Below are 12,498 nucleotides of genomic sequence, written 5' to 3' on the forward strand. Positions count from 1 at the left end.
AAGGCATGCCACTCTTGACACGTACGAGTGCTATTTGTGACACTCATGAGTGCCACTATCACCACTGGCACCGACATGGCAAGGAGGCTCCCGATGCGCCAGCCCATCTGCCTGAGCCGAGACCCGGACGCCGAAGCGCTGGTGACCGCGGTCCGCGCGACGGATCAGCCTGCCCTGTGGCAGCGCGGCGTCGAGTTGGCTCGCGCCTACATCGAGGAACGCGCCGCGGCCGCACCACCGGGGCCGCGGGTCGACTGCGTCGAAGATGCCTCCGTCCCATTGGCGGACCGATCCATCGCCGTGCGCATCTACCGGCCGGACGCGGTGACTGCGCTACCAGTGGTCGTGTACTTCCACGGCGGCGGCTGGGTGCTGGGGAGCGTGGAGTCATCAGATGCCTTCTGCCGGCGCGTGGTCGACACCGCGCCATGTGTGCTCGTATCGGTCGACTACCGGCTGGCACCCGAGCATCCGTTTCCCGCGGCCATCGACGACGCCGTCGGCGCGATCGAGTGGGCGCGTGCGCACGCCAAATGGTGGGGCGGTGACCCGGAACGGCTGATCGTGCTCGGCGACTCCGCCGGCGGAAACCTCGCGACGGTCGCAACACGACGCCTCCTCGGTGAAGGCAAGGACGTGGTGGCCCGCCAGATTCTGGCCTATCCGAGTGTGGCCGCCGACAGGCGGCCCTCGGCGGCCGGGCTCGGCGCCGAATGGCCACTGACCGACGCGGACCGCGCCTGGTTCTTCGAGCACTACGTGCCAGATGACACGATGAGATCCGATCCCGACGTCGCACCGCTGCTCGCCGACGTCGCAGGCATGCCACCCACGACGCTGCTGCTCGGCGGATGCGACCCAGTGGTATCCGAGGGTATTGAGTACGCCAAACACCTTGCAATGGCTGCTGTTTCAGTCGACGTACATCTGTACACCGGCCAGATCCACGGGTTTCTGACCTTCGATGAGTCCGTCCTTGCCGGCAGCCGCGAGGCGCTCGAGCTCGTCGCGATCGCGATCTGGAACACGGGGCGCCGATGACGCGCCATCTGAGCACCCAACCGATTCACGACGACGATGACGCCATCGCCCAAGCCCTGGATGACGTCTCGGTGCCTGCGCTGATTGCATCGGTGGTTCAGCTCACCGGCGACCCGTCCTACCTCCGCGGCCCGATCCGCCCGAAGGAGTGGGTGCACAACGAATTCCAAGGCGCACTGCCCGAAGAGGAGAAGGCCGAACTGCGCCGCGACGCGCTCAAGGCGATCTCGGCGTGGCGTGACGCGGGTTGCCCGACCATCGAGCCGCTCAGCGCGGACGTGCAGCGCGAGGCCATGGACTGGATCGCCTGCGAGCGCGTGTCCGATGAGTACGTCCCCATGTACGTCGAGGAGCTGGACCTGCAGGGGCTCAACCCTCGCGCCATCAGGCCCGCCGCCGACGCGTCCGCCGATGACTTCTCGGTCATCGTCATCGGCTGCGGCGAAGCGGGTCTGCTCGCCGCCATCCGGCTGAAGGAAGCCGGCATCGCATTCGAGCTCCTCGACAAGAACGATGATGTCGGCGGCACCTGGCTGGAGAACACCTATCCCGGTTGCCGGGTGGACGTCGCCAGCCACTACTACTGCTATTCGTTCGAGTCGAACGATCGGTTCAGCGAGTACTACGCCCAGCAACCTGAGCTGTACCGATATTTCCGGGGTCTCATGGACGACCACGGCATCGCCGAGCACGTTCGCTGGCGAAGCGAAGTCGAACGCGCCGTCTGGGACGAGCCCTCGGCTCGGTGGCAGGTCACGGTCCGCAGGCCCGACGGCACCACCGAGACCCGGTCGGCCAACGCACTCATCTCCGGGGTTGGCATTCTCAATCGGCCGCTCATCCCGGAGCTACCCGGCCTGGACCGGTTCACCGGCCCGGCGTTCCACTCCGCGCGCTGGGACCACTCGGTCGATCTGACCGGAAAGCGGGTAGCCCTCATCGGCGCCGGCGCCAGCGGCTTCCAGCTCGGCCCAGCCATCGTCGACGACGTCGAGAGTCTGGTCGTCTTCCAACGCACACCGCAGTGGATGTCCCCCAACCCCCGCTACCACGACGCAGTGACGCCCGGCGAGCAGTGGGCACTGCGCCACCTGCCCGGCTACGCGCGCTGGTACCGGTTCATGCTGATGTGGCAGTCCAGCGACAAGCTCCTGGAAATGGTCCGCATCGACCCCGACTGGCCCGACCTGCCCCACACCGCCAACGCGTGGAGCGCGCAGCGCCAGGAGGTTTTCGCGAAGTGGATCGAACGCCAGGTCGGTGACGACCAGGAGCTGATGTCCAAGGTCATGCCGGACTACCCGCCGATGGCCAAGCGGATGCTGCAGGACGACGGCAGCTGGCTGCGGTGTCTGCGGCGACCGAACGTCGAGTTGGTACGCGAGCAGATTCTCGACGTCGACGAGGGCGCCATCACCACCGCGTCCGGACGCTACGACGTCGATGTCATCGTGCTGGCAACCGGTTTCCGCGCTAGTGAGGTGCTTTGGCCGATGGAGATCGTCGGCCGTGACGGCGTGTCGATCGCGCAAGTCTGGGACGGTAAGCCGGCGGCCTACCTCGGAACCACGGTTCCTGGCTTTCCCAACTTCTTCGTGATGACCGGCCCAGGCACCGGACTGGCACACGCCGGCAGCGTCATCCAGATGACCGAATGTCAGATGCGCTACATCGGGGACGCGGTGCGCACCCTCATCGACGGCGGCCACCACTCCATCGAACCCACAGTCGCCGCATACGACCGCTACAACCGCGACCTACAGGCCGAGGTCGCCACGCTCATGTGGGGTCATCCCGCGATCGAACACTCCTGGTACAAGGCGGCCGACGGCAACGTCTACGTGCTGTGCCCGTGGCGCAGCGTCGACTACTGGCGGATGACCGCCGCCGTCGATCCCGACGCACACGTCATCCGATGATCGCAACGCAGCTGGGAGGAAGACCATGAGCTACGACGTCGTACTCCGTGGGGGGACAGTGATCGACGGCTCCGGCGGCCCGGCCCGCACCGCCGATGTCGCGATCACCGGCGGGATCATCGCCGAAGTCGGTGCCGTCGCCGGCCGCGGCCGACGCGAGGTCGACGCCGACGGCGCCATCGTGACACCGGGATTCGTCGACATCCACACCCACTATGACGGCCAGGCCACGTGGGATGACCGCTTCCATCCGTCCTCGGCCCACGGCGTCACCACCGTGCTGATGGGCAACTGCGGGGTCGGGTTTGCACCGGTACGGCCGGGCGATCGTGATCAGTTGATCGAGCTGATGGAAGGTGTCGAAGACCTCCCCGGCTCGGTGCTGCACGAAGGGCTGCCCTGGACGTGGGAGACATTCGAGGAGTACCTCGACGTGCTCGACACGCGTCCGCATGACCTCGACTTCGCCACCCAGGTCACCCACGGCCCGCTGCGACTGTTCGTGATGGGCCAGCGCGGCGCCGACCGGGACATCGCCACCGCGGACGAGATTTCCGAGATGGGGCGGCTGGCGGCCGCTGGAATCAACGCCGGCGCACTAGGTTTCAGTACGTCACGAACGGCACTGCACAAGACGAGCAGGGGAGCGGACACCCCCGATCTGGGTGCGGCCCGCGATGAGCTGGTCGGCATCGCCGAAGCCGTCGGTGCGACGAACACCGGTGTCTTACAGGTGGTCTCGGACTTCACTGCATTCGACGAGGAGATCGAGCACCTCTACGCGATGATGCGGGCGTCCGGCCGGCCGCTTTCGGTATCGCTGGCTCAGACCACGGCAAGTCACGACTACCGCAAGACGCTGCGCGCCATCGAGCAGGCCAATCAACAGGGCCTGAAGATGACCGGGGTGGTCGCTGCCCGCGCGATCGGCATCCTGCTTGACTTCGACGGCACCGTCAACCCGTGGGCCCCTTCTCCGACCTTCCAGAGCGGCGCCGACATCACCGACCCCGAAGTCAAGCGGCGCATCATTGCCGAGGTCGCCGAGCGGGGCGGTATGCGATTCCCGCTCAAGCGGACCTGGGAGCTGGGTGACCCGCCGAACTACGAACCCGACGCGGCCGACTCCATCGCCGCGCGTGCCGCACGCGAAGGGCGCTCACCGGAGGAATTGCTGTTCGACGTCATGCTCACTGGCCCCGCCTACACGCCGTTCGCCAACTACTACGACGGGAACCTCGACCCCGCCGCGGAGATGATGGCGCATCCCCACACACTGTTCGGACTCGGCGACGGCGGAGCCCACGTGTCCATCATCTGTGACGCGAGCTTCCCCACCACGATGCTCACGCACTGGGGCCGTGATCGCACCGCAGGACCAAAGTTCGGGCTGCCCTGGATCATTCACCGCCAATCCCGGGTCAACGCACAGGCGATCGGCCTGGACGACCGCGGAATGCTTGCGCCCGGATACAAGGCCGACGTGAACGTGATCGACTTCGAAAACCTCACGCTCCGCGCCCCTTCCATCGTCGCCGACCTTCCGGCCGGGGGCAGGCGGGTGATGCAACCCGCGGACGGCTACCTGCACACCTTCGTCAGCGGTGTCGAGGTGTACACCAGCGGCGAGGCGACCGGCGCACTTCCCGGGCGCCTGATCCGCGGGGCTCGATCGGGCATCAAGAGCGATCGGGCCCGGCACCACGCCCGGCCCGGGTCCTGGTGACCAACGGCTCGGGATAGCCGGATTCGGTCACGGACCGTCGCATCGACTGCGCGACCACGTCGACCTTGGCCGTGGGCACCAGTGCGATCACACACCCTCCGAAGCCACCTCCGGTCATCCGTGCGCCCAACGCCCCGCTCCGTACCGCGGTGTCAGCGATCAGATCGAGGTGAGCGGTGGTGATCTCGAAGTCATCGCGCATGGACGCATGCGATGCGGTCAAGAGTCGCCCCGCTTCGGTGAAGTCTGAATCACTCAGTGCACCAGCGAAATCGAGTACGCGTTGATTCTCGGTGAGGATGTGGCGAGCACGGCGGGCAGCCACCGGATCGGTCACCGCCTCGAGTACCGACGGTCCCCGATGCTGCACTTCGCGCAGCGATGAGACGCGCAGCTCCTCGGCGGCGAGCTCGCACGACGCGCGTCGGGCGGCGTACTCACCACCCGCGTGCCGGTGTGTGGCGCGCGAGTTGACGAGAAGCAAAGCCACGTCGTGGGCTTCGGTATCGAAGGGCACCGGCCGCACGCTCTCCGCCCGGAAGTCGATCAATAAGGCGTGCCGCGCTTCGCCGAACAGTGCGGCCAGCTGATCCAACAAACCCGTTGGGGCGCCGACGTACTCGTTCTCGGCGCGCTGAGCGATCTTCGCCTGTTCGAGCTGGCTCAGGCGGAGTCCGGCCGCGTCGGCGATCGCGCCGAGCGCCGCACATTCCAGCGCGGCCGAGGAGGCCAGCCCCGATCCCATCTCGACGCCGCCCGCGACCGACATCACGCCCCCTGGGACGTGGTGCCCCGCGCTACGCAGCGCCCACACGACTCCCGCCACGTAGGCCGCCCAGCCGGTCACCTCGCCGGGAGCGGTGTCGACGGGGACCTCCGCCTTGGCCGCTTCGCGGTCGCTGCGCAGGGTTATCGAGCGGCTCTCGTCGGGGAGGTAGGTCACTACCGTGCGTTCGGGAAGTGCGATGGGCAGCGCGAACCCGAGGTTGTAGTCGGTGTGCTCACCGATCAGGTTGATTCGGCCCGGCGCCGAATAGGTGACGCCAGTCATCGTCACAGCTCCCGCAGCCTACTGGCGACACCCTCGGGGGTGACGTCAGTGATGAATGCCTCCATCGCCGACTCCGAGCCGGCCAGGTACTTCAACTTGGTGGCGCCGCGGCGGATCGAGATCAGCTCGACGTGGAAACAACCCTCCCGCTGAGCATCGGTGTCGCGATACTGGTGCAAAGCCGAGATGTACGGCAGCGGAGTCGGATACATGCGGTCGAATCGTCTGAGCACATCGAGGTAGGTCTGGGTGAACGCATCGAGTTCGGCGTCGTCGAGCTCGGTCAGGTTGCGCACGAACCTGTTCGGATAGAGGTGAACCTCCACCGGCCAGCGTGACGCGAACGGCACGAAGGCGGTGAAGAGCTCGTTGCGCGTGACGATGCGGGCACCGTCGGCCAGTTCCTGGGCAACGATGTCGGCAAAGAGGTTGGTGCCGTGTTGCGTTCGATGTGCGCGTGCTTGATCCATCATCCGCGCGGTCCGCGGCGTCAGATTGGGGTAGCCGTAGATCTGACCGTGCGGATGGGTCAGGGTGACCCCGATCTCCTCACCACGATTCTCGAAGCAGAACACTTGCTCGATCCCCGGCCGCGCCGTCAGGTCGGCGGTGCGGTGACGCCACGCGTCGACGACGATCCGGGCGTGGGACGGTTCAAGCTCGGCGAACGATCCGGTGTGATCGCTGGAGAACGCGATGACCTCGCACCGCCCATGGCCGGGTGCGGACACGAAGCCATCGGTGTCCGGCACCGGGAGGGGTGCGCCGCTCCCGGACAGGCTGGGAAAGCGGTTCTCGAACACGACGACGTCGTAATCTGGCGCGGGCACCTCGCTGGTGAGCCCGGACGGTCCCGGACAGAGCGGGCACTCCGCGAAAGTCGGTATGTGCGTGCGGTCTTGACGCAACGCGGCCACGACGATCCATTGACCGGTCTGACGGTCGAAGCGCAACTCCGACTGGCCACGTTGGTCTGTCAGCGGCCGTCGGTCGGTGGTTGGTGCGGGAATGTGGTCGGGCAATGAGAAGAAGAGAAGTTCACGGCCGTCGGCCAACGGCCATCGCGTCGGCGTTGTCGCACTGTCGGACATCGATCAGGCAGTCGAGCGCAGCAAGAGCAGTGCCCGGGAGCGCTCGTACGCCCAACTCGCCAGGGCAGATTCCCGGCCGCTGTCATGGCCCGGCTGGGTGGCCAGGTACTCGTGCAGCTTGGCCTTGGCGGCGAACCACGCCGACGCCGCTTCGGCCGTCGTGTCGGCTCGAGGTCGATCGTTGGCCAGTGCGGTCAGTTCGCGAAGAATGTCGAACGCCACGTCAGTGTCCTTCCGTCCGAGCGTTTCTGCGTCTCTTGGTGCCCGGCGAGGGCGCGGTGGCCTGTACCCGCAGCCAGGTCCGCCGCTGCTCGCGGTCGCGCCGGGTAGCCTCGGTCGCGACGATGAGGTGCATCCGGTCGATGAGTTCGTCCCGAGTCATCCCGAACTCGCCCATCACCTCGTCAGCGGGCGGACCACCGTAGGGCGCCCAACTGCGCATGAAGTCGAGAATCTCGCGATCGAAGCGATCCATCACCCTAGGAACCGCCCTTCTTCTTGTTGTAGACGTCGAAGCCGACGGCGGCCAGCAGGACCAGACCCTTGATCACCTGCTGGACGTCACTGCCGATGCCGACGAGCGACATCCCGTTGTTCAGCACCCCGAGGACGAACCCGCCGATGATGGCGCCGAACACCGTCCCGACACCGCCGCTCGCCGACGCGCCACCGATGAAGGCCGCGGCGATGGCCTCCAGTTCCATCCCGATCCCCGCCTGGGGCGTCGCGGAGTTGAGTCGGGCAGCGAAGAGCAGACCGGCCAGAGCCGACAACAGACCCATGTTGACGAAGACTAGGAAGGTGACTCGCTTGGTCTTCACCCCCGAGAGCCGCGCCGCCGCCACGTTGCCGCCGACGGCGTACACCTGCCGCCCAAACACCGTGCTGCGCATGACGAACGCGTAGACGACGAACATCACCGCCAGGATGATGCCGACGACGGGGACGCCCCGGTAGCTCGCGAGCAACAAGGTGAACGCAGCAAGCGCGGCGACGATGGCCGTGCACTTGAAACCAAACCACCCTGGCCGCGATACCTCGAATCCGTAGCGGGACTGCGTCCTTCGCTGGCGCACCTGCTGCCAGACCGCCGCGATCATGACGAGCACGCCGAGAATGACCGTGGGCCAGTGGTAGAGCGCGTTGCCGCCGAGCTCGGGCAGGAACCCACTGCTCACCTGCTGAAAGCTGCGCGGAAAGGGTGCGATGGACTGCCCGTGCAGCAGATACTGTGTCGCGCCCCGGAACACCAGCATTCCCGCGAGGGTCACGATGAACGACGGGATGCCGACGTAGGCGATCCAAAAACCCTGCCAGGCACCGATGGCCGCACCCATCAACAGGCAGACCACGACCGCCACGGGCCACGGCATGTGATTCTGGATCATCAGCACCGCGGACATCGCTCCGATGAATCCGGCGATCGAGCCAACGGACAGGTCGATGTGACCGTTGATGATGACGATCACCATCCCGATCGCAAGGATCAGGATGTAGCCGTTCTGCTGCACGATGTTCGTGACGTTGAGCGGCTTGAGCAGAATCCCACTCGTCCAGACCTGGAACAGGATCACGATCACGACCAGCGCGGCGACCATGCCATACTGCCGGAAGTTGCCCTGCAGCAATGTCTTCAGCCGGCTGCCGGCAGAGTCAGACGGCGGTGGTGGCGCCGATGCACTCGACGCGGTGCTCACCGTCGGAGTGGTGGTCATCTAGCTGCGTCCCTTCATCATGTAGCGCATCAACGTCTCCTGCATCGCGTCCTCACGAGCTACCTCCCCGGTGAGGCGGCCCTCGTTGAGGGTGTAGATGCGGTCGCACAAACCAATCAGCTCGGGTAGTTCGGAGGAGATCACGATCACCGCTTTGCCCTGGGCAGCAAGCGAATTGATGATCGTGTAGATCTCGTACTTGGCGCCGACGTCGATCCCGCGGGTCGGCTCATCGAGGATCAGCACGTCCGGGTCGGCGAATATCCACTTGCTCAGCACGACCTTCTGCTGATTGCCGCCCGACAGGTTGCCGGTGATCGCCTTCACCGAGGGCGCCTTGATCTGCATGTCCTTGCGGAAGCGCTCGGCGACCACCGCCTCCTCGTGCTCGTTGATGATCGAGCCTCTGCTGACCTTCGACAGCGATGCGAGGGTCACGCTGCGCGCGATGTCGTCCATCAGATTGAGCCCGTAGTGCTTGCGATCTTCGGTGGCATAGGCGATGCCGTTGGCGATGGCCTCGGACACGGTCCGGGTCCGAATCTCCTTGCCACCCTTGTAGACCGATCCGCCCGAGGCCTTTCCATAGCTACGGCCGAACACACTCATGGCGAGCTCGGTACGCCCGGCGCCCATCAGACCGGCGAGCCCGACGACCTCTCCGCGCCGAACGTTGATGGAGACACCGTCGACGACCTTGCGGTGCTGATCCAGCGGATGGAAGACGGTCCAGTCCTCGATGGCGAAGGCCACCTCGCCGATGTGGTGCGCCGAGCGTTCGGGGAAGCGGTCGACCATGTCACGGCCCACCATGCCGCGGATGATGTGCTCCTCGCTGAGCTCGTCGTCGACTCGCAACGTCTCGATCGTCTGGCCGTCGCGCAGGATCGTGATCGTGTCGGCGACCCGCATCACCTCATTGAGCTTGTGCGAGATGATGATGCAGGCAAGGCCCTGACCCCTGAGTTCGACGATGAGGTCGAGCAGGTGCCTGCTGTCCTCGTCGTTCAACGCCGCGGTCGGCTCGTCGAGGATGAGCAGCTTCACCTTCTTGGATAGCGCCTTGGCGATCTCGACGAGTTGCTGCTTACCCACGCCGATGTCGGCGATCCGGGTGCGCGGGCTCTCCCGCAGACCCACGCGGTCGAGAAGCTGCTGAGCGTGTGTCATGGTTTCGTGCCAACTGATCACGCCACCGGATGCGTGTTCATTGCCGAGGAAGACGTTCTCGGCAATCGAGAGCATCGGCACCAGCGCGAGTTCCTGGTGGATGATGCCGATGCCGCGCCGCTCGCTTGACCGAATGTCCTTGAATTCGACTGGTTGACCGTCGAAGACGATCTCCCCTTCGTAGCTCCCATGCGCATAGATGCCGCTGAGCACCTTCATCAACGTGGACTTGCCGGCGCCATTCTCGCCGCAGATCGCATGGATTTCGCCATGCCGTACCGCGAGATTGACCTCGCGCAGCGCCGTGACACCGGCGAATCTCTTCGTGATGCCCCGCATTTCCAGCAGCGGCGCCGCCTCTTGGGTCATGCGAGCTGCGCGGAGGTGTAGTAGCCCGAGTCGACGAGGACCTTCTCGTAGTTGGACTTGTCCACGCTGACGGGATCGAGCAGGAACGCGGGAACGACCTTCACCCCGTTCTCGTAGGTCTTGGTGTCGTTGACCTCGGGCGTGCCACCAGTCAGCAGCGAATCTGCCATCTGCACAGCCGATTTCGCGAGCTCGCGGGTGTCCTTGAACACCGTCTGCGTCTGCTCGCCGGCAATGATCGACTTCACCGACGCGAGCTCCGCATCCTGTCCTGTGACGATGGGGAGTGGATTGGACGCCGGGCCGTAACCGGCGCTCTTCAACGCCGAGATGATGCCAACCGACATGCCGTCATAGGGCGAGAGCACCGCGTCCACCCGGCCACTCGTATAGGCCTTGCTCAGCAGGTTGTCCATCCGAGACTGCGCGAGGCCGCCATCCCAGCGCAGTGTCGCCACCTGGTCGAACGACGTCTGGCCGCTCTTGACCACCAGCTTGCCGCTGTCGATGTAGGGCTGCAGGACGCTCATCGCGCCGTTGAAGAAGAAGGTCGCATTGTTGTCGTCGGGCGATCCCGCGAAGAGCTCGATGTTGAAGGGGCCCTTGCCCTGTGCGAGGCCGAGCTTGTCGGTGATGTACGTCGCCTGCAGCACCCCGACCTTGAAGTTGTCGAAAGTCGCGTAGTAGTTCACGTTTTCGGTGCCGCGGATCAGCCGGTCGTAGCTCACCACGGGGATCTTCGCGTCCGCCGCGCGTTGCAGGATGTCGGTCAGCGACGAGCTGTCGATGGGCGCGATGACCAACACCTTGACGCCCTTGGTGATCATGTTCTCGATCTGCGACACCTGGTTCTGCACCACGTCGTCGCCGTACTGCAGATCGGTGTCGTAGCCGAGTTTCTTGAACTGCTCGGACATGTTGTTCCCGTCGGAGACCCAACGCTCGGACGACTTCGTCGGCATCGCGATGCCTACTGTGCCGGTGCGTTCACCTCCGCTGCTGCCTTGGCTGGCCTCGGGCGCCGTCGAGCGACCACAGCCTGCGCTCGTCAATGCGGCGGCAACGGCCAGCGCGCCCATTGCTCGAATGAAGCCTTTGCGCATGAAATCCTCCGGTTGATTTTGCTTCCCAGCGCGGTCTCGCAGCTCGGACCGGGCTAGATGTTAGCGCTAACAAACGTCGATGATGTGACGCGGCTCACGCGTTTGTCAAGGCCTCCGGCCCGACAATGTGAGCGCTCACACCTGTTGACATTCGGAAAATGTTAGCGCTAACATTCGGCCGTGTAACGCCGGTCACACCGACTCGAGCACGAACCCGTGGCCAGCCGAACAGATCGGGCGAGGACGGACCTCGGCGAGCCAACACATCGAAGGAGCTGTCGTGAAAAGGGTTCTAACTGCGGTGATAGGCCTCGCCACGGTCGGCGTGCTCGCCGCGTGCGGGAGCGGCCCGGCGCCAGGTGGCGGTGGGTCCGACGACGGCAAGCTCACCATGGGGTTCTCCCAGGTGGGTGCGGAGAGCGGCTGGCGCACCGCCAACACCAAATCCATCCAGGAGGCGGCCGCCGCCGCAGGCATCGACCTGAAGTTCTCCGACGCAGGAGGCGAGCAGGAGAACCAGATCTCCGCGATCCGCTCGTTCGTGCAGCAGCGCGTCGACGTCATCGCCTTCAGCCCGGTGGTGCGCACCGGGTGGGACGCCGTGCTGCTCGAGGCCAAGAACGCCGGAATCCCGGTCATCCTCACCGACCGCGCGGTCGACACCCAGGAGAAGGACGTCTACAAGACCTTCCTCGGCGCCGACTTCGTCCAGGAGGGCCAATGGGCCGGCGACTGGGTGGTCAAGCAGTACGCGGCGGCCCCCGGCCCGGTCAACATCGTCCAGCTCGAAGGAACCACCGGGGCCGATCCGGCCATTGAGCGCACTACCGGGTTCGCCAAGGCCATCGCCGCGAACCCCAACCTCAGGATCATCGCGTCACAAAGCGGCGACTTCACCCGCTCGGGTGGCAAGCAGGTGATGGAAGCATTCCTCAAGGCCAATCCGAAGATCGACGTCGTATTCGCGCAGAACGACGACATGGGTCTCGGCGCCATGGAAGCCATCGAAGCGGCCGGTCTGAAGCCGGGACAGGACATCAAGATCGTCGCGGTCGACGCGACGCACGACGGCATGCAAGCCCTCGCCGACGGCAAGTTCAACTTCCTCGTCGAGTGCAACCCGCTCCTCGGCCCGCAGCTGATGGAGCTCGCCAAGAAGGTCGCCGCCGGTGAACCGGTGCCGGCCCGCGTCGTCACCCCCGACCAGACCTTCGATCAACAGCAGGCAGTGGCCGTCCTTCCCAGCCGCAAGTACTGACGGCACGAGACCGTCGATGCCGCCCGGGTGCCGGAACCCCCTCCCCCCCAGGGCG

At 65.6% G+C, this 12,498-nt stretch carries 11 protein-coding genes; 4 read left to right on the forward strand and 7 right to left on the reverse strand.

The window, feature by feature from the left end; translation table 11 throughout:
• Nucleotides 1-93: 93 nt before the first annotated feature.
• Genes SLQ33_RS21245 through SLQ33_RS21255 form a run of 3 tightly spaced genes read left to right on the forward strand, consistent with a single transcriptional unit; the run spans nucleotide 94 to nucleotide 4,686 of the window.
• Entirely contained in the window at nucleotides 94-1,041 is a 948-nt protein-coding gene (locus SLQ33_RS21245; RefSeq protein ID WP_319455847.1) for an alpha/beta hydrolase, read from the forward strand.
• The gene (locus SLQ33_RS21250; protein ID WP_319455848.1) at nucleotides 1,038-2,960 is read left to right on the forward strand and encodes an NAD(P)-binding protein; all 1,923 of its coding nucleotides are present in this window, start codon (nucleotides 1,038-1,040) and stop codon (nucleotides 2,958-2,960) included. Before SLQ33_RS21245 ends, SLQ33_RS21250 begins: the two co-directional genes overlap by 4 nt.
• A 25-nt stretch (nucleotides 2,961-2,985) precedes the next feature.
• The gene (locus SLQ33_RS21255; protein ID WP_319455849.1) at nucleotides 2,986-4,686 is read left to right on the forward strand and encodes an N-acyl-D-amino-acid deacylase family protein; all 1,701 of its coding nucleotides are present in this window, start codon (nucleotides 2,986-2,988) and stop codon (nucleotides 4,684-4,686) included.
• Here SLQ33_RS21255 and SLQ33_RS21260 read toward each other — a convergent pair.
• Genes SLQ33_RS21260 through chvE form a run of 7 tightly spaced genes read right to left on the reverse strand, consistent with a single transcriptional unit; the run spans nucleotide 4,640 to nucleotide 11,185 of the window.
• Nucleotides 4,640-5,737, reverse strand: coding sequence for a galactokinase (locus SLQ33_RS21260; RefSeq protein ID WP_319455928.1), 1,098 nt, complete (start codon nucleotides 5,735-5,737; stop codon nucleotides 4,640-4,642). The two genes, SLQ33_RS21255 and SLQ33_RS21260, sit on opposite strands and share 47 nt — an antisense overlap.
• 2 nt (nucleotides 5,738-5,739) lie before the next feature.
• Nucleotides 5,740-6,828, reverse strand: coding sequence for a galactose-1-phosphate uridylyltransferase (galT, locus tag SLQ33_RS21265; RefSeq protein WP_319455850.1), 1,089 nt, complete (start codon nucleotides 6,826-6,828; stop codon nucleotides 5,740-5,742).
• A 3-nt stretch (nucleotides 6,829-6,831) separates the two neighbouring features.
• Complete coding sequence (locus tag SLQ33_RS21270; protein WP_319455851.1) at nucleotides 6,832-7,050, reverse strand: hypothetical protein; 219 nt, start codon at nucleotides 7,048-7,050, stop codon at nucleotides 6,832-6,834.
• Between the two features lies 1 nt (nucleotide 7,051).
• On the reverse strand, nucleotides 7,052-7,303 hold the full coding sequence (locus tag SLQ33_RS21275) for a hypothetical protein (protein ID WP_319455852.1): 252 nt from the start codon (nucleotides 7,301-7,303) through the stop codon (nucleotides 7,052-7,054).
• A 4-nt stretch (nucleotides 7,304-7,307) separates the two neighbouring features.
• Nucleotides 7,308-8,543 carry a multiple monosaccharide ABC transporter permease gene (gene mmsB, locus SLQ33_RS21280; RefSeq protein ID WP_319455853.1) on the reverse strand — a complete coding sequence of 412 codons (1,236 nt, stop codon included), beginning with the start codon at nucleotides 8,541-8,543 and terminating at the stop codon, nucleotides 7,308-7,310.
• Complete coding sequence (gene mmsA, locus SLQ33_RS21285) at nucleotides 8,544-10,082, reverse strand: multiple monosaccharide ABC transporter ATP-binding protein (RefSeq protein ID WP_319455854.1); 1,539 nt, start codon at nucleotides 10,080-10,082, stop codon at nucleotides 8,544-8,546.
• Nucleotides 10,079-11,185: a multiple monosaccharide ABC transporter substrate-binding protein gene (chvE, locus tag SLQ33_RS21290; protein ID WP_319455855.1), complete on the reverse strand. Its 1,107-nt coding sequence runs from the start codon at nucleotides 11,183-11,185 to the stop codon at nucleotides 10,079-10,081. Before chvE ends, mmsA begins: the two co-directional genes overlap by 4 nt.
• A 280-nt stretch (nucleotides 11,186-11,465) precedes the next feature.
• Here chvE and SLQ33_RS21295 point away from each other — a divergent pair, with 280 nt between their 5' ends.
• Nucleotides 11,466-12,443, forward strand: coding sequence for an ABC transporter substrate-binding protein (locus SLQ33_RS21295; protein WP_319455856.1), 978 nt, complete (start codon nucleotides 11,466-11,468; stop codon nucleotides 12,441-12,443).
• The last annotated feature ends 55 nt before the right edge of the window (nucleotides 12,444-12,498 follow it).

This window comes from Mycobacterium sp. RTGN6, from assembly GCF_033804605.1.
Taxonomy (GTDB): domain Bacteria; phylum Actinomycetota; class Actinomycetes; order Mycobacteriales; family Mycobacteriaceae; genus Mycobacterium.

Excerpts from the sequence above, each read along its gene's own strand:
- mmsA (WP_319455854.1), bottom strand. The coding sequence starts at position 10,082 with ATGACCCAAGAGGCGGCGCCGCTGCTGGAAATGCGGGGCATCACGAAG.
- SLQ33_RS21275 (WP_319455852.1), bottom strand. The coding sequence starts at position 7,303 with ATGGATCGCTTCGATCGCGAGATTCTCGACTTCATGCGCAGTTGGGCG.
- galT (WP_319455850.1), bottom strand. The coding sequence starts at position 6,828 with ATGTCCGACAGTGCGACAACGCCGACGCGATGGCCGTTGGCCGACGGC.
- SLQ33_RS21245 (WP_319455847.1), top strand. The coding sequence starts at position 94 with ATGCGCCAGCCCATCTGCCTGAGCCGAGACCCGGACGCCGAAGCGCTG.
- chvE (WP_319455855.1), bottom strand. The coding sequence starts at position 11,185 with ATGCGCAAAGGCTTCATTCGAGCAATGGGCGCGCTGGCCGTTGCCGCC.
- SLQ33_RS21250 (WP_319455848.1), top strand. The coding sequence starts at position 1,038 with ATGACGCGCCATCTGAGCACCCAACCGATTCACGACGACGATGACGCC.
- SLQ33_RS21255 (WP_319455849.1), top strand. The coding sequence starts at position 2,986 with ATGAGCTACGACGTCGTACTCCGTGGGGGGACAGTGATCGACGGCTCC.
- mmsB (WP_319455853.1), bottom strand. The coding sequence starts at position 8,543 with ATGACCACCACTCCGACGGTGAGCACCGCGTCGAGTGCATCGGCGCCA.
- SLQ33_RS21260 (WP_319455928.1), bottom strand. The coding sequence starts at position 5,737 with ATGACTGGCGTCACCTATTCGGCGCCGGGCCGAATCAACCTGATCGGT.